The organism is Enterococcus sp. DIV0755b, assembly GCF_051713765.1.
Taxonomy (GTDB): domain Bacteria; phylum Bacillota; class Bacilli; order Lactobacillales; family Enterococcaceae; genus Enterococcus_C; species Enterococcus_C canintestini.
In genome coordinates this window covers 2,128,734-2,145,599 of the sequence record NZ_JBIOQN010000001.1, presented here as the reverse complement: position 1 = coordinate 2,145,599, position 16,866 = coordinate 2,128,734, and the positions used below count along the sequence as shown (strand labels likewise).

Genomic DNA, 16,866 nt, shown 5'->3' with positions numbered 1-16,866 from the left:
GGCGAAGTGGAACACAATCATAATGTTCAAGAATTAACACTTGAAGAGGTCATGGGCGACCGCTTTGGCCGCTATTCAAAATATATTATTCAAGAGCGAGCTTTACCAGACATTCGTGATGGTTTAAAGCCAGTTCAACGCCGTATTTTATTTAGTATGAATAAAGATGGCAATACTTACGAAAAAGCATTTCGTAAATCAGCGAAATCTGTCGGTAATATCATGGGGAATTATCATCCCCATGGCGATAGTAGTATTTATGAAGCGATGGTTCGGATGAGTCAAGATTGGAAATTACGTGCAATTTTGATTGAAATGCATGGTAATAACGGGAGTATGGATGGTGACCCACCAGCTGCAATGCGTTATACCGAAGCAAGATTATCCCAATTAAGTAGTGAATTACTAAAAGATATTGAAAAAGAAACCATTGATATGGTCTGGAACTTTGATGATACAGAAAAAGAACCAACTGTTTTACCAGCGAAGTTTCCTAATCTTTTAGTCAATGGTTCTACCGGTATTTCAGCGGGGTATGCAACAGAAATTCCCACTCATAATTTAACTGAAGTTATTAATGGCACTATTTATTTGATTGATCATCCTAAGGCGACTTTGGATAAATTAATGGAATTTATTCCAGGACCTGACTTTCCTACTGGTGGTATTTTACAAGGGAAAGCCGAACTAAAAAAAGCCTATGAAACGGGTAGAGGAAAAGTCATCTTACGTTCAAAAACGGAGATTGAAAAAATTAAAGGAAATAAAGAACAAATTGTGGTGACTGAAATTCCTTATGAAGTTAATAAAGCGACGCTCGTGAAGAAAATTGATGAAATTCGTTTAGCCAAAAAAATTGACGGTATCGCAGAAGTACGGGATGAAACCGATCGTACCGGTTTACGAATTGTCGTGGAGCTAAAAAAGGATGCCAATGCAGAAGGAATCTTAAACTATTTATTCAAAAACACAGAATTACAAATTAACTATAACTTCAATATGGTCGCAATTGATGAAATGCGCCCGAAACAAGTCGGGTTACTGACAATTCTAAAAAGTTATATTAAACATCGACGCGATGTCGTTATAAGACGCAGCCGTTTTGAATTGGAGAAAGCACAAAAACGACAACATATTGTCGACGGTTTAATGAAAGCATTGTCGATTTTAGACGAAGTCATCGCCACTATTCGTGGTAGTAAAGACAAAAAAGATGCTAAAAACAATTTAATTATCGCTCATGGATTCACAGAAGCCCAGGCAGAAGCAATTGTGAATTTGCAATTATATCGCCTAACCAATACCGACATCACGCAATTACAACAAGAAGCAAAAGAATTAGCTGATTATATTGCTGAATTGAAAAAAATATTGGCGGATGAAGGAGAGCTTTTAAGTGTCATTAAAAAAGAGTTGAAAGAAGTTAAAAAGCAATATGGACAACCTCGTTTGACACAAATTGAAGCGGAAATTAAAGAGTTAAAAATTGAAACAGAAGTTCTTGTTGCCCAAGAAGATGTCGTTGTTTCCGTAACTCACGATGGCTATATTAAACGGAGTAGTCTACGTTCTTATGCAGCTTCTAAACCAGAAGAATTAGGAATGAAAGATGGCGACTTTGTTTTATACACCGGTGAAGTGAACACATTGGATCATCTTTTACTGATTACCAATAAAGGAAATGTCATCTACCGACCAGTTCATGAACTACCGGATTTACGCTGGAAAGAAATCGGAGAACACATTTCTCAAACGATGCTTAATATGGCTGTGGATGAAGCGATTATTGCAGTCTATCCTTATAAGCAGTTAGATCCTGCTAAGAATTTTGTTGTCATCACCAAAAATGGTTTAATTAAACAAACCAAAATGACAGAATTTGAGCCTTGGCGGACGTATAAGAGCAGACCGCTTGCGATTATAAAATTTAAAGATATTGAAGATGTAATCACAAATGTCTTTTTAGTGGATGAAAATGACGAATTAGATGTATTTTTAGTCAGCCATCGTGGTTTTGGTTTGCGTTATGCGTTAAGTGAAGTTCCTGTTGTTGGTCCTAAAGCATCTGGGGTTAAATCAATTAATCTAAAGGATGAAGATTTTGTCGTCAATGGCCAACTCGTATACCGAATGGGAGATAATCCAATTGTCATTGTGACCCAAAGAGGAGCAGTCAAACGCATGTTAGCGCAAGAGTTGAATCAATTAGGACGTGCAAAACGCGGCTTAATGGTCTTACGCGAATTAAAAAATAATCCTCATCGTGTCATTTATATGGGAAATGGCAGTGATCAAACCTTGTTACTTACAAATCAAAAAGGACAACAAACAGAAATCGATGTTGCCAATTTCAATATTTCAGATCGTACTTCAAATGGTTCTTTTGTTATGGATGAAAAAAAGGGTGGTCAAATAATAGATGTGCAAGAATTAAAACATCCGATTATTGTAAAAGATTAACCTGTTATAATGATTGTATTTGAAAAGCATTTCTGTGTTAATACAGAAATGCTTTTTTGTGAGCATGATAAATGATGAAAAGGCTTATTTAATAAAAAGATAAACTCTTCAAGTGTGTTGATATTACTGATATGACAGTGTTTACATAATGGTTTGTAAGATAACAAATGAAATTGTTCAATGAAACACAAGAAAATGCTTGCAAAGTAAAAACGATGTGTTATACTGTGTTCGTAAAGCTGTTACATAAAGTATAGCGAATTTTTAAGGAGGTCCATTCAATGGAACAATGGAACGGATTTAAAGGTAAAGCTTGGCAAAACGAAGTAAACGTACGTGATTTTATCCAAGCAAACTACACACAATTTGACGGTACTGATGAATTTCTAGCTGGTCCAACTGAAGCAACCACAAAACTTTGGGATCAAGTAATGAAATTAAACCAGAAAGAACGTGAAGCTGGTGGCGTTTTAGACATGGATACAAAAGTTGTCTCCACCATCACTTCTCATGGTCCTGGTTATTTAAACAAAGATTTAGAAACAGTAGTAGGTTTCCAAACGGAAAAACCATTTAAACGTAGCTTACAACCATTTGGCGGTATCCGCATGTCTGAACAAGCGGCAGAAGCTTATGGTTATGAAATTGATTCAGAAGTTTCACACATTTTCCGTGACTATCGTAAAACCCATAACCAAGGAGTATTTGATGCATACACGCCTGAAATGCGGGCAGCTCGTCGCTCAGGTGTTATTACAGGTTTACCAGATGCTTACGGTCGTGGTCGTATTATCGGGGATTACCGTCGTGTTGCCTTATACGGGGTTGACTTTTTAATCAAAGAAAAACAAAAAGACTTATTGAACTGTGGCAATGGGGTTATGTCTGATGATATCATTCGTCAACGGGAAGAATTAAACGAACAATTACGTGCCCTAAACGAATTAAAAGAATTGGGTACGATTTATGGTTTTGATATTTCACAACCCGCTTCAAATGCAAAAGAAGCTTTCCAATGGTTATACCTTGGTTACTTAGCTGCGATTAAAGAACAAAATGGTGCGGCAATGTCGCTTGGTCGTACCTCTACTTTCTTAGATATTTATGTAGAACGTGACTTACAAAACGGCGTTTTAACAGAAGAAGAAGCACAAGAAATTGTCGATCATTTTGTAATGAAATTACGTTTGGTGAAATTTGCCCGGACACCAGATTACAACGCTTTGTTCTCTGGAGATCCAACTTGGGTAACCGAATCAATCGCAGGTGTCGGAGAAGACGGACGCCACATGGTGACAAAAAATAGTTTCCGTTTCTTACACACGTTATCAAACTTAGGCCCTGCGCCAGAACCAAACTTAACGGTTTTATGGTCAACTCGTTTGCCACATAACTTCAAAACATTCTGTGCGAAAATGAGTATTCAAACGTCTGCCATCCAATATGAAAACGACGATGTAATGCGTCCACATTGGGGTGACGACTACGGAATTGCTTGTTGTGTTTCTGCAATGCGTATTGGTAAACAAATGCAATTCTTCGGTGCGCGTGCCAACTTAGCGAAAACATTGTTATATGCGATTAACGGTGGGGTAGATGAAAAATCTAAAGCGCAAGTCGGACCTAAATTCCAACCAATTACTTCAGAATACTTAGCGTATGACGAAGTCATGGAAAAATATGACACAATGATGGACTGGATCACAGAACTTTATGTGAACACTTTAAACATCATTCACTACATGCACGACAAATATTCTTACGAACGCATTGAAATGGCGTTACAAGATACTGATATCTTACGTACCATGGCAACTGGTATTGCCGGTTTCTCTGTTGCCGTTGACTCATTATCTGCCATTAAATACGCGAAAGTTAAAACAATTCGAGATGAAAATGGTATCGTAGAAGATTACGAAATTGAAGGGGATTATCCAAAATATGGGAACAACGATGATCGCGTAGACGAAATCGCTGTGAACTTATTGAAGACCTTCATGACAAAAGTAAAACGTAACAAAACTTACCGTGACTCAAAACATACGACTTCAATCCTTACGATTACGTCTAATGTGGTTTATGGTAAGAAAACAGGGAACACACCAGACGGACGTCGTGCCGGTGAACCATTCGCACCAGGGGCAAACCCAATGCACGGTCGCGACACTCACGGTGCTTTAGCTAGTCTTTCTTCTGTAGCGAAATTACCATACGATTACTCATTAGATGGTATTTCAAACACATTCTCTATCGTACCAAAAGCATTAGGGCGCGATGAAGCAACACAAGAAGAAAACTTAGCAACCATGTTAGACGGCTATGCTGCAAAAGGTGGTCACCACTTGAACATTAACGTCTTCAACCGTGACACATTACTAGATGCCCAAGCGCATCCAGAAAAATACCCACAATTAACTATTCGGGTATCTGGGTATGCCGTGAACTTCATCAAGTTAACAAAAGAACAACAAGATGATGTAATTGCACGGACTATGCACGAATCGATGTAATTAAAAAGTACGATACGGTGGCGGATGGGAAACTATCCGCCACTTTTGTTTTTAATAAAAGAAAACACGCGAGAAAATAAAAAGTAAGCCAAAAGTGCTGTTTTCAAATACGAAAGGAAGTCCTCTTTATGACTGTGACAGGACGTATTCATTCTACTGAAAGTTTTGGTTCCGTTGATGGCCCGGGAATTCGTTTTATCGTCTTTACCCAAGGCTGCCGCATGCGGTGTGAATTTTGTCATAACCCGGATACGTGGAAAATTGGGACCGGAACAGAACGTACCGCTGATGATGTTTTAGCAGAAGCGTTAAAATATCAAGAATTTTGGGGAGAAAAAGGCGGGATTACCGTAAGTGGTGGGGAGCCATTGCTTCAAATGGACTTTTTAATTGATTTATTTCAAAAAGCCAAAGCTGCCGGTGTACATACGACAATAGATACGTGTGGCCAACCCTTCACCAAAGCCGAACCTTTCTTTTCCAAATTCAATACGTTAATGGAATATACGGATTTATTGTTATTTGATATTAAACATATCGATAACGACGCCCATAAAAAACTGACCAAACAAGCCAATACACCGATTTTAGAAATGGCAACTTATTTATCTGAAATCCAAAAACCGGTTTGGATTCGGCATGTATTAGTCCCGCATCGAAGCGATTATGACGAGTATTTGATTCGTTTAGATGCCTTTATTCAAACTTTACAAAATGTCGATAAGGTAGAAATCTTACCGTATCATACGATGGGCAAATACAAATGGCAGGAAATGGGATTAAAATATCCTTTAGAAGGAATTGAACCGCCGGCTGAAGATCGGGTTAAAAATGCCAAAGAGCTTTTGCATACTGATAATTATACAAAATATTTAACCCGTTAAATTTAACAGGAAAGATGCATTTTTGATTGAATCTTTCCTGTTTTTTGCTATCATAAAGAAGAATGTAAAACCTATGATTATTAAAGGAGTGTCTTATATGTCAAAAATTTTAGTTTTTGGTCATCAAAATCCAGATACTGATGCAATCGGAGCAGCAATTGCCTTTGCTCATTTGCAAGATACATTACGTGAAGAAACAGTTGAAGCTGTTGCATTAGGTACACCAAGTGAAGAAACACAATACGCGTTAGATTACTTTGACTTAAAAGCTCCGCGTGTTATTACAAATGCTAAAGAAGATACAGAAAATGTAATGTTAGTTGACCACAATGAATTTCAACAAAGTGTAAACGATATTGCAGACGTTAATATTTTGGCCGTTGTAGACCATCATCGGATTGCCAACTTTGAAACTGCTAATCCGCTATACTACCGCGCTGAACCTGTTGGGTGTACTAGTACCATTGTTTTGAAATTATACAAAGAAGCAGGAGTAGAAATTCCTAAAGCAATTGCTGGAATGATGTTATCTGCGATTATTTCCGATACATTATTATTTAAATCTCCAACTTGTACACCAGAAGATATCGCTGCAGCAAAAGAACTTGCTGAACTAGCTGAAACAGATTATGAAAAATATGGTTTAGATATGTTGAAAGCTGGTACAAATTTAAGCGATAAATCTGCTAGCTTTTTATTAGATCTTGATGCTAAAAGCTTTCCAATGGGAGATAAAAACATTCGCATTGGCCAAGTTAATACAGTTGATTTAGATGAAGTTTTCAATCGTCAAGCTGAATTGGAAGCGGCCATGACAGAAGAAAATGAGAAAAATGGCTATGATTTATTCGTTTTAATTGTAACCAACATCTTAGATAGTGATTCTGAGTTATTAGTTGTAGGCGAGCCAAAAGAAAAAGTTGAAGCTGCTTTTGATACGAAGTTAGAAAATAGCCGCGCGTTATTAAAAGGTGTGGTTTCCCGTAAAAAACAAGTTGTACCGCAATTAACTGAAGCTTTTAGTTAAGCTAGTCGAGTTAAATACTAAATGATAAAGTACGCCCGAATGAGAGCAGGATTTTTCTTTATTACTATTGTGGTAATAAAGAAAACCGCTCTCTCGGGTTTTTTATATGGAATGTAAGCTTAAAAACAAGGAGTAATGTTAAAAGATGAAATTTTATTACGGTGGTGGTAAAAATGAGGACTATCAAAATTTAGCGCATAGTGCTACTTTTCAGCAACTTTGTAGCTATTTATATCTGCATGAAGGAACTATTTTACGTGATTTGAAGAAAAATATTCCGATGAAAAATTTAGAAAAAACAATTGACCTGGCGATTGAACTAAACTTAATTTTAAGAGAAGAGCGGCGGTATCGGTTATTGTTTCCAATCGTTACAAAAGAGTTAGTGACAGCCATAGAAAAGAAAGCAGATTTTCAAATTACACTAAGCCAATTACAACAAAGCTCTGCTGCTATAGTGGCAGCATTTGAGGATTATGAACATCTCATGAAGCAAGATTATTTTTACGGTGTAATAGATACGATTGCGTTAGCAGAAGTCGCTTTGTTTAAAAGTGATACTTTACAATTTGTTAGTTGTCAATTAGATGCTAAATATGACACTATCCCTTCTTACTTTGAAGCGTTAAAACAAGAACAATTAACTGAAACCAATCCTTTATATGCCATTTTAGGCGATGTAGATCCAATCTATGCAGGTTTGCAGTTTGCTTATATTATTGAAAGAGTAGTAAAGGGTAAAAAGGTTCGTCCGTCTATTTTTAGTCGGGCATTATCGTTGACTGGAATTTTAATGGTTAATGAAGAAAGTAGTTTAGAATTAAAGGTACCTCTTTTAGCTCATACTGATGAAAAAATGAAGTTTGAAAAGACAGATCTGCTAAAATGGCGACTATTATTAACGAGTTATTTAGCAGCACAAAACGCCCAAACGCTGCAGTTTATTTTATTAAATGAAAATTAAATGAGATAGCAAACGCTTTTTGTTTATCAAAGAGCGTTTTTTTAGCTAATAAGCTAATTTGTGGGGAATCGATACGAATAATATGATTTTTTGAGCAAAGCACTCATTTTTATTCGCGTAAAATTAAAAAACGATAATAAAATCATTGAAATTATAATAATAAAATGATATTATTATTATAGAATAAATTTGGGGGGACTTTTGGATGGAGAAAATCAAAAGGGAATATGTAAATGGGAAAGTAAAGGCGACAGGTTCAATGGTTCAATTTATTTCAATGGCAGAAGTAGAAGCTGCCCGATTAGAACTTAAAACCAATCAAATTGATGAGAGTCAATTTTCTGATGGCGAAGTTATTTTGGCAATTCAACAAAAACAAAAAATTGGCGCCCAAACCATTGTTCCTATTGTGGTGGATTGGTTAATTGAAAATAATTTTATTGTTACCGCCCCACAAGCAATTAAATATTTAATAGACAATGCAAACTACGATAATCGACCACTTTCATACAAAGTCGTAGGAGATCTGGATTATGATACTAACGGAAAGTTTTATTTAATTGTAGCCTCAAGTCCAAAACGTAAAGTTGAATCACTATATAAAGTTTATACTAATGGTGTCATTAAAGAATTGTGGGTTGAAAACTAGTTTGTTCTAGAAGTGAGTGATCACTTCTTTTTTATAACCTAACTTTTTAATGCTAAATGGTTGTGATAGAGGTGATTAATTTCTAGCATAATGAGAAATTTTAAGAAAATAATGGCTCAAATTTATAAATTTTTCCGCTGGTTTAAGTAGAAGTTCTTTCTTTGGCAGTCTTTATTTGAAAAAAATAGGTATGACGTATGACAAATCTTTTGTCATACGTCATACCTATTTTTTTAGATGGTTTTTTCTTTTTTTATTGGTGTTGTTAAAAAGAAAAGACTGAAAAAAGTAATATTAATGCTAGCTGCAATATTACTGCCTAGGTTAGGAAGAGAAAAATCCGTTAATAAGACACTATATAGTACACTTCCCATATATATTAAAATATCCACCATCATCAAAGCCGCAAATAAAAAAGGATATCTTCGGTTTAAAAAGACGATTAAAAAGAAGAAGAGTGCCATTAGAGTGGCTAATATTTGTATACCTGCAGCCAGAAGATAGGTAAAGGAGTGAACGTCGCCACTAGGAAGGAAGGTACGTAAAAATAAGATTAAAAAGGCAATGAAATAAAAAAAAGTGGCTTCTTTAAATTCCGATTTATCGGTTTTTTTGCAATAGTAATAGAGCAGGCCGCTAAAAACGACAGTAAAAAAAATAAAAAGATGATTAAAAAAATTTGCTACAATGTTACTTTCTCCTAGTACATTTAATGATAATTTACTTGCGAGTGTGCTAGCAAAATAATCAGTAAATACCGTAGAAATAAAAAGAATCGTAGCAATAAATCCACACGCTACGGTAAGATACTTTAGTAATTTTAAATTCGACATAACTTCGCTCCAAACATTTATTCTCATTAATAATAACAAAATAATAAGTAAATGTCGAATTATTCTCATAAAAAAAGTTGTTTATTAATTTAATCTGATAAAGAAAAAACTAACTTTTAAGTAATACGCTTAAAAGTTAGTTTAATTAAAAGAATTAGATGATTTTACAAGTGATAAGAGCAGTATTCCAAAATATTGTTATCTAGCAAAAAAGAGGCGATACAATTATATTTATTGTCGCTGTTGGCGTTTACGTACTTTTTTAGTCCAAAAGCCACCAGAAATATATTTGGGTTCATAAGAAATGATAAAGGCGCGTTCTTCTACGCTTTTAATGAGTTGGTATAATTGCCGCTCGTTTTTTCGTGGTGATAATATTTCTAACACGACTCGTTCGCCTTCAAGACCTTGTGCACTGCTTTGGGTAACACCATAGCCGTTGTCTCTTAATACTTTAGGTAAATGATTATCTTCATTTGTATTAGAAGGTAAAATTGCAGTAACCATAATATAGCCTAGGGCGAGTTTATCTTCTATTTTAATCCCCACACTAATCCCTACCGCATATCCTAAAGCATAAACAAATAAATTAATCGGGTCATCTAAGCGATCTAAGACCATTGAAAGACCTAAGATATAAATTGTAATCTCTACCATACTTACTAATGGCGCGATGATGCGATAACCTTTCATCGTCAACATAAAACGCAATGTATTTAGCGTAATATAAGCAAAATTAATAGCAAAAATCATAAATAAAAGTTTAAAGTCCAATTAAAACCCTCCTTATTGCTCCAAAATACACCACAAAGACAAAAATTACAATTGAAACACTAATCAAAATGGAACTTTATTGCGAAAATATTAAAAAAAGATTACAATTGTTATATAGAACGATTGTTATAAATGGAGGGGGAGAGGAAATGAGCCGACGCCTTTTATTAGTCAGTCATGGTATGGTGGCATTTTTTGGTTTATACTATTCGATTTATTTATTATTGATTAATCCAGAAACTTTGTTTTCCGTCCAACATGCACTCGATTATCATCCTGCTTTTGACCATTTTTTATTTGTCTTTTTTAAGTTTCTGTTGATTTCGATGGGTAGTCTTTTTGCTTATTTGGCGTTGCGCTTTGCCTTTCCTTTTGGCTACTATTATTCTTTTGTACAAGGTTTGATATTATTATTTATAGCATTACTTATTGTATATTTACCCATTAGTATCCGTATTTTTTTGATGATAATGGGGACACTCCAATGTAGCATTATCATCTACCATCGTTTTTCCTTATTGTAAAGGATTTTTTTAATTGGTAAGTCTCTAAATTATGAATTATTTTAAAGTATCTGATTTTTAAATCATCAGATGCTTTTTTCTTGAGCAAAAAAGAGACAATTCTACGATAATATTGCTCATCATAGTCTCATATAATATTGTGTCATCTTTTCAAGCGTACTTTTCGTTATATAACTTTTATTTTTTGTGCTGTCAAATCATTGGATTTTGCTGGGTCTTTATTTTAACAATAATGTTATCGTATTCAAAATAATATTTGAAAACGCTTTACATGTCAGCTTTTTTCATTAACGAAGATGTAATGGAATATTTTTAGGAAAAAGGAGTTATTTTTTTGCTAAAACTCTTTTCTTAGATTAGAAATGTGTTATTATTATATTAGAAAAACTTAGCGAGGTATTTAAGTTTTTTTCTAGTTTTTGGATTTGAAAAAATGAGTTGATGCGCAATATTCAGGATAGAAAGGAAACTGGTATGGTTGAAGAAAAGCAAGCAAATGACGTTCTAGTTGCAGAAGAACGTTTTTTAACAGGGGAAAATTTTTACAGCCAGCATTTATTAGGTGCACATAAAAAAACAGATGGCAGTTTTGTGTTCCGGGTTTGGGCTCCTAATGCCCAACAAGTGTGGTTAGTGGGCGATTTTAACGATTGGGACGATTCACTTCCTTTATCCAAAAGAGAATCTGGTATCTGGGAATTAACGACATCTCAATCTAATGAAGGTGATCTTTATAAATTTAAAGTGCGGCAAGCAAATGGTCGCGAGATTTTTAAAATAGATCCCTTTGCAATTCGTTTTGAAAAACGGCCCGGAAGTGCAGCTGTCTTACATACAATGGCAGAAAAGAAGTGGAAAGATGGCTTATGGCAAGGACGAAAAAAGCGTACTAATCACTTTAAGCGTCCAATGAATATTTATGAAGTCCATGCCAGTTCTTGGAAGCATCACAAAGACAACACCCCTTACACTTTTGCAGACTTAAAAGAAGAATTGGTTCCTTATGTGAAACAAATGGGCTATACCCATATTGAATTTATGCCTTTAATGGAACATCCGTTAGGGAAATCATGGGGTTATCAATTGGTTGGCTATTTTGCCCTAAGTTCTTATTATGGGACACCAGAAGAATTTCAGGATTTTGTTGAAGCTTGTCATAAAGAAAACATCGGTGTTTTAGTTGATTGGGTGCCGGGGCATTTTTGCATTAATGAAGATACATTACCTTACTATGATGGGACGCCGACTTTTGAATACGAAGATTATGATCGAGCTCAAAATGTGCGCTGGGGTGCGATTAATTTTGACCTAGGTAAGCCTCAAGTGCAAAGCTTTCTAATTTCAAGTGCACTTTTTTGGTTGGAATTTTATCACGTGGATGGTATTCGGGTGGATGCTGTTTCTAATATGATTTACCGCGATTATGATGAAGGCCCTTGGACGCCAAATCATGAAGGGGGAAATCGTAATTTTGAAGGGTATTACTTTTTGCAAAAATTGAATGCGGTTGTGAAATTAGCTCACCCTGATGCGTTAATGATTGCTGAGGAAAGTTCATCTGAGACCAAAGTTACGGGCATGATTGAAAGTGGTGCTTTAGGGTTTGATTACAAATGGAATATGGGCTGGATGAACGATGTGTTACGTTTTTACGAAATGGATCCTATCTATCGGCGTGACAATTTCAATCTCTTAACATTTTCTTTCATGTACATGATGCGTGAAAATTATATTTTGCCACTTTCCCATGATGAAGTTGTTCATGGCAAAAAAAGCTTAATGCATAAGATGTGGGGAGATCGCTATAAACAGTTTTCCCAACTCCGCAATCTATACACCTATATGATGACACACCCAGGGAAAAAACTACTCTTTATGGGTAGTGAGTGGGGACAGTTTTTAGAATGGAAGTACGACCATGGGCTAGAGTGGGTTGATTTAAATGATGACATGAATCATAACATGCAACATTTTACGCAAACTTTAAACGCTCTTTATAAGGATGAAAAAGCGCTTTTTGAATTAGAAGGCGATTACGATACCATTGAAATTATTGATGCGGACAATAAAGATGATACAGTTTTAAGTTTTATTCGACGCAGCAAAACAAAAAAAGATTTTGTCATCGTCGTTTTAAACTTAACACCAGTTGAGCGTAAAGATTTTGTCATTGGGGTGCCATATCCTGGTACCTATAAAGAAATTTTAAATACTGAGATGAAAGAATTTGGTGGGACTTGGACTAAGTCAAATCCCGTGAGAGAAACTTCTGCGTTACCTTTTAAAGATTATCATTATCAGTTTAAAACGATTGTACCAGCTTTGGGTGCATTGTTAATTAAACCTGAAGACATTAATACACGAGCAAAACCAAAAACTAAAAAAGCAAAAGCAGAAAAATAAAAGGGGGGAATGGTGAATTTTCACCGTAAAAATGAAAACAGAAATGTTAGCGATGATCTTAGCCGGTGGTCAAGGAACGCGGCTAGGAAAATTAACCAAAAATATTGCCAAACCAGCAGTTCCGTTTGGAGGCCGTTATCGGATCATTGATTTTACTTTAAGTAATTGTGCCAACTCTGGTATTCGTAATGTAGGTGTTGTTACACAGTATCAACCTTTAGCATTAAATAACCATATTGGAAATGGAGCAAGTTGGGGCTTAGACGGTATTAATTCTGGGGTGACAATTTTACAGCCGTTTTCAAGTTCTGAAGGAAGTAAATGGTTTGAAGGAACTGCCCATGCGATTTACCAAAATATCGCCTACATTGATCAAATGGATCCACAATATGTGCTTGTTTTATCTGGCGATCATATTTACAAAATGGACTATGAAGAAATGTTAGAAACGCATAAGGCAAATAACGCTTCATTATCTGTAGCAGTTATCGAAGTACCAATTAAAGAAGCATCCCGTTTTGGAATTATGAATACGGATGAAAATGATCGTATTATTGAATTTGAAGAAAAACCAGCTGAACCAAAAAACAATCTCGCTTCAATGGGAATTTATATTTTTAACTGGGGACGTTTACGCAATGTCTTAATGAATAGCTATTCAAAAGATGGCCAAATGATTGACTTTGGTAAACATGTAATTCCAAATTACCTTGAATCAGGTGAGAATGTTTTTGCTTATCGTTTTTCCGGTTATTGGAAAGATGTAGGGACTATTGATTCATTATGGGAAGCCAATATGGAATTTATTGAACCGGAAATGGAACTTGCAATTCGCGATAAATCATGGCGTGTCTTTTCAAAAAATACTATTTCACCGCCTCATTTCCTAACAGAAACAGCTGCTGTTAAAAATTCGCTAATTGTCGATGGTTGTTATGTTTCTGGTGAAATTAATCATTCTATTTTATCTGATGATGTCCAAGTAAAAGAAGGAACCACCATTACTGATAGTGTGATAATGCCTGGGGCAACAATTGGAAAAAATGTAAAAATTCATCGTGCGATTATTGGTGAAAATGCCATCGTAGGTGATAATGCAGTGATTGATGGCAGTGAAGAAATTGCTGTTGTCGGCTATTCTGAAGTGATTGGAGTGACTCTTGATGAGAACTAATAAAATGTGTGCGATTTTGGGTAATTTACATCGTTATAATGAGTTATTACCATTAACAGAAAACCGTCCCCTTGCAACACTACCTTTTGATTGTAAATATCGCTTGATCGATTTTAATTTATCTAGCATTGTCAATGCGAATATTAGTACTGTTTTTATGGTCTTTAACGAAGGAGAAACACAGTCAGTTTTTGACCATATCGGTGGCGGTAAAGAGTGGAACTTAGATAGTGTCCGCAATCGCTTCTTCATTCATGTTTACCAAGATTTTCTAAAACAAAAAGCAGAAAATAAACACTACTATGATACGTTAATTGACTATTTACAGAAATCAAAATCGGAATATACCGTTTTTATGGGTAGCAAAATGTTATGCAATATTGATTTGCGAGCAGTCTTGAAAATCCATCAAATGCAAGCAAACGATATGACAGTTGTATATAAACGTATGCCAAAATCACAAGTTTATCCGACTGATATGGTATTAGAAATGGAAGAAAATGGCAAAATTCTTCATGCCACACAAGCAAAAGATAGTAATTTAACTGATGCCGTTAATCTTTGTGCTGATATTTACATTGTGCAAACTGAAAGATTAATTGAAGCGTTGTCCCAAGGGCAAAATGAAGGCGTATCTGTTAATTTGGAAAGCTTCTTACGCTCAAAAATTACAAGTGTCAAAAGTTCAGCTTATGAATACACCGGCTATTTGAATAATATTTTTGATATTCACTCTTATTATCAAGCCAATATGGATATGTTGGACCCTCAAAAATTTAGTTCACTACTTTATTCAAGTAAAAAAATCTATACGAAGTTGAAAAATGAAGTTCCAACTTATTATGCACCAACTTCACAAGTGGAAAATTCACAATTTGCCACGGGTTCAATTATTGAAGGGACAGTGAAAAATTCTTTAGTTTCCCGTCATACTGTAATTAGTGAAGACGCGGTAGTAGAAGATGCGATTGTGATGGCTAATAATAAGATTGGTGCAGGTGCCACAGTGAAATATGCAATTTTAGATAAAGCCGTTCAAGTTGCTCCAGGGGTTAAAATTATTGGTACAAAAGAAGAACCAATTGTGATAAAGAAACAAAGTCATATTATTTCCGATGTTTACGGAGGCGAATAAGATGAAAGTATTGTTTGCTGCCGCTGAGTGTGCTCCTTTTTTTAAAACAGGTGGTCTAGGAGATGTCGCTGGTGCTTTGCCAAAAGAACTAGTCAAAAAAGGTATCGATTGTCGCGTCGTATTGCCTTATTTTGCCAAAAAAATACCTGCTGAATATGCTAATCAATGTGAAGACTTATTCTCTTTTTACGTAAATGTCGGTTGGCGAAATCAGTATTGTGGCGTAAAGCAACTAGTATTAAATGGCGTTACGTATTACTTCTTAGATAATTTATACTATTTTGGCGCTCGGGATGGTTTATATGGGTATTACGATGACGGTGAACGTTTTGCCTTTTTCCAATTGGCGCTAATTGAAATGATGGAGCGCATTGATTTTATCCCAGATCTTTTACATGCTAATGATTATCATACAGCAATGCTCCCGTTTTTATTAAAAGAAAAGTATCGTTGGATTCATGCATATAATAACATTAAGACCGTTTTGACTATCCATAATATTGAGTTTCAAGGGCAATATGCCGGTAGTGTTTTACCAGATTTATTTGGCGTCGGGATGGAACGCTATGAAGATGGTACGTTGCGCATGAACAATTGCTTAAACTTTATGAAAGCTGGGATTTTGTACGCTGATCGGGTCAACACGGTAAGCCCTTCTTATGCTGAAGAAATCAAAACGCCTCAATTTGGCTCTGGGTTAGATGTTATTTTGCGAATGGAAGCTGGTAAGTTAAGTGGTATTTTAAATGGTATCGATTACGATTTAAATGATCCTGATACTGATCTTTTATTACCTTATCACTACAATGCACAAAATCTAAGTGGAAAAGCAAAAAACAAGGCAGATTTACAAGCAAAAATGGGACTACCAGTCAAAGCAGATGTGCCACTTTTTGCAGTAGTTAGTCGTTTAACTTATCAAAAAGGCTTTAATCTTTTACTTGATGAGTTACACAGTCTTTTACAAAATGATGTCCAGCTAGTGCTATTAGGGACAGGAGAGAAAGATTTTGAAAATGGCTTTCGTTACTTTGCCGCAACTTATCCTGATAAATGTGCGGTCAGCATTTCATTTGATGTTAAACTGGCACAACAGATGTACGCAGCAGCAGATGCTTTTTTGATGCCGTCTGCTTTTGAACCGTGTGGCCTATCTCAAATGATTTCTATGCGTTATGGAACTTTACCAATCGTTCATGAAATCGGTGGCTTAAAAGATACAGTCATCCCATATAATATTGTCACAGGTGAGGGGACCGGTTTTGGTTTTGCTGAGTTTAGTTCTTATCAATTATTAAAAGCGATTGAAAAAGCAATTACTTTATATGTAGGTGACCCAAAAACTTGGCAAAATCTTATGCAACAAGCAATGGCAAAAGATTTTAGTTGGAAAACTTCTTCAAAACAATATGTTGCCTTATATGAAACGTTAGTTTAAAAAATATGTCGGTAAGAAACTGGGAAGCAGCCCGCTGTTTTTCAGCTTCTTACCGACTAAATTTTAAAATTGAAATAGCAAAAAATTAAGC

13 protein-coding genes are annotated in these 16,866 nt (G+C 35.5%); 11 read left to right on the top strand and 2 right to left on the bottom strand.

The annotated features are described in order from the left end of the window. The first annotated feature begins 6 nt into the window (after positions 1 to 6). From parC to IGI65_RS10205, 6 genes are all read left to right on the top strand, one after another. Entirely contained in the window at positions 7 to 2,460 is a 2,454-nt protein-coding gene (parC, locus tag IGI65_RS10230) for a DNA topoisomerase IV subunit A (RefSeq protein ID WP_438774167.1), read from the top strand. Between the two features lie 281 nt (positions 2,461 to 2,741). Beyond that, entirely contained in the window at positions 2,742 to 4,970 is a 2,229-nt protein-coding gene (gene pflB / locus IGI65_RS10225) for a formate C-acetyltransferase (RefSeq protein ID WP_438774166.1), read from the top strand. Between the two features lie 128 nt (positions 4,971 to 5,098). Then, entirely contained in the window at positions 5,099 to 5,854 is a 756-nt protein-coding gene (gene pflA, locus IGI65_RS10220) for a pyruvate formate-lyase-activating protein (RefSeq protein ID WP_379956967.1), read from the top strand. Between the two features lie 97 nt (positions 5,855 to 5,951). Further along, a complete protein-coding gene (locus tag IGI65_RS10215) occupies positions 5,952 to 6,881 on the top strand; it encodes a manganese-dependent inorganic pyrophosphatase (protein ID WP_438774165.1) in 930 nt (309 codons plus the stop codon). Positions 6,882 to 7,026: 145 nt separating this feature from the next. Next, on the top strand, positions 7,027 to 7,845 hold the full coding sequence (locus IGI65_RS10210; RefSeq protein WP_438774164.1) for a DUF1803 domain-containing protein: 819 nt from the start codon (positions 7,027 to 7,029) through the stop codon (positions 7,843 to 7,845). A 205-nt stretch (positions 7,846 to 8,050) separates the two neighbouring features. Beyond that, positions 8,051 to 8,494, top strand: a complete 444-nt coding sequence (locus tag IGI65_RS10205; protein WP_438774163.1) for a hypothetical protein — start codon at positions 8,051 to 8,053, stop codon at positions 8,492 to 8,494. Between the two features lie 233 nt (positions 8,495 to 8,727). On the opposite strand, the gene IGI65_RS10200 is transcribed toward IGI65_RS10205, so the two are convergent. Next, positions 8,728 to 9,327 (bottom strand): hypothetical protein, encoded by a 600-nt coding sequence (locus IGI65_RS10200; RefSeq protein WP_438774162.1) that lies wholly within the window; start codon positions 9,325 to 9,327, stop codon positions 8,728 to 8,730. A 231-nt stretch (positions 9,328 to 9,558) separates the two neighbouring features. Further along, positions 9,559 to 10,101 (bottom strand): DUF2179 domain-containing protein, encoded by a 543-nt coding sequence (locus IGI65_RS10195; RefSeq protein ID WP_071863787.1) that lies wholly within the window; start codon positions 10,099 to 10,101, stop codon positions 9,559 to 9,561. A 149-nt stretch (positions 10,102 to 10,250) separates the two neighbouring features. On the opposite strand from IGI65_RS10195, the gene IGI65_RS10190 reads away from it, so the two are divergent. The 5 genes from IGI65_RS10190 to glgA all read left to right on the top strand — a co-directional run bounded on the left by IGI65_RS10190 (position 10,251) and on the right by glgA (position 16,775). After that, on the top strand, positions 10,251 to 10,625 hold the full coding sequence (locus IGI65_RS10190) for a hypothetical protein (protein ID WP_438774161.1): 375 nt from the start codon (positions 10,251 to 10,253) through the stop codon (positions 10,623 to 10,625). A 474-nt stretch (positions 10,626 to 11,099) separates the two neighbouring features. Next, entirely contained in the window at positions 11,100 to 13,028 is a 1,929-nt protein-coding gene (glgB, locus tag IGI65_RS10185) for a 1,4-alpha-glucan branching protein GlgB (protein ID WP_438774160.1), read from the top strand. A gap of 31 nt (positions 13,029 to 13,059) precedes the next feature. Next, positions 13,060 to 14,202: a glucose-1-phosphate adenylyltransferase gene (locus tag IGI65_RS10180; protein ID WP_071863790.1), complete on the top strand. Its 1,143-nt coding sequence runs from the start codon at positions 13,060 to 13,062 to the stop codon at positions 14,200 to 14,202. Continuing rightward, positions 14,192 to 15,337: a glucose-1-phosphate adenylyltransferase subunit GlgD gene (glgD, locus tag IGI65_RS10175; RefSeq protein ID WP_438774159.1), complete on the top strand. Its 1,146-nt coding sequence runs from the start codon at positions 14,192 to 14,194 to the stop codon at positions 15,335 to 15,337. The genes IGI65_RS10180 and glgD overlap by 11 nt, the downstream gene beginning before the upstream one ends. Position 15,338: 1 nt before the next feature. After that, on the top strand, positions 15,339 to 16,775 hold the full coding sequence (glgA, locus tag IGI65_RS10170) for a glycogen synthase GlgA (RefSeq protein ID WP_438774158.1): 1,437 nt from the start codon (positions 15,339 to 15,341) through the stop codon (positions 16,773 to 16,775). Positions 16,776 to 16,866: the final 91 nt, after the last annotated feature.

Bases quoted from the DNA above. Each gene is read 5' to 3' on its own strand.
- pflA (WP_379956967.1), top strand. From the start codon at position 5,099: ATGACTGTGACAGGACGTATTCATTCTACTGAAAGTTTTGGTTCCGTT.
- glgA (WP_438774158.1), top strand. From the start codon at position 15,339: ATGAAAGTATTGTTTGCTGCCGCTGAGTGTGCTCCTTTTTTTAAAACA.
- glgB (WP_438774160.1), top strand. From the start codon at position 11,100: ATGGTTGAAGAAAAGCAAGCAAATGACGTTCTAGTTGCAGAAGAACGT.
- IGI65_RS10215 (WP_438774165.1), top strand. From the start codon at position 5,952: ATGTCAAAAATTTTAGTTTTTGGTCATCAAAATCCAGATACTGATGCA.
- IGI65_RS10180 (WP_071863790.1), top strand. From the start codon at position 13,060: ATGAAAACAGAAATGTTAGCGATGATCTTAGCCGGTGGTCAAGGAACG.
- IGI65_RS10210 (WP_438774164.1), top strand. From the start codon at position 7,027: ATGAAATTTTATTACGGTGGTGGTAAAAATGAGGACTATCAAAATTTA.
- IGI65_RS10200 (WP_438774162.1), bottom strand. From the start codon at position 9,327: ATGTCGAATTTAAAATTACTAAAGTATCTTACCGTAGCGTGTGGATTT.
- glgD (WP_438774159.1), top strand. From the start codon at position 14,192: ATGAGAACTAATAAAATGTGTGCGATTTTGGGTAATTTACATCGTTAT.
- IGI65_RS10190 (WP_438774161.1), top strand. From the start codon at position 10,251: ATGAGCCGACGCCTTTTATTAGTCAGTCATGGTATGGTGGCATTTTTT.
- pflB (WP_438774166.1), top strand. From the start codon at position 2,742: ATGGAACAATGGAACGGATTTAAAGGTAAAGCTTGGCAAAACGAAGTA.
- IGI65_RS10205 (WP_438774163.1), top strand. From the start codon at position 8,051: ATGGAGAAAATCAAAAGGGAATATGTAAATGGGAAAGTAAAGGCGACA.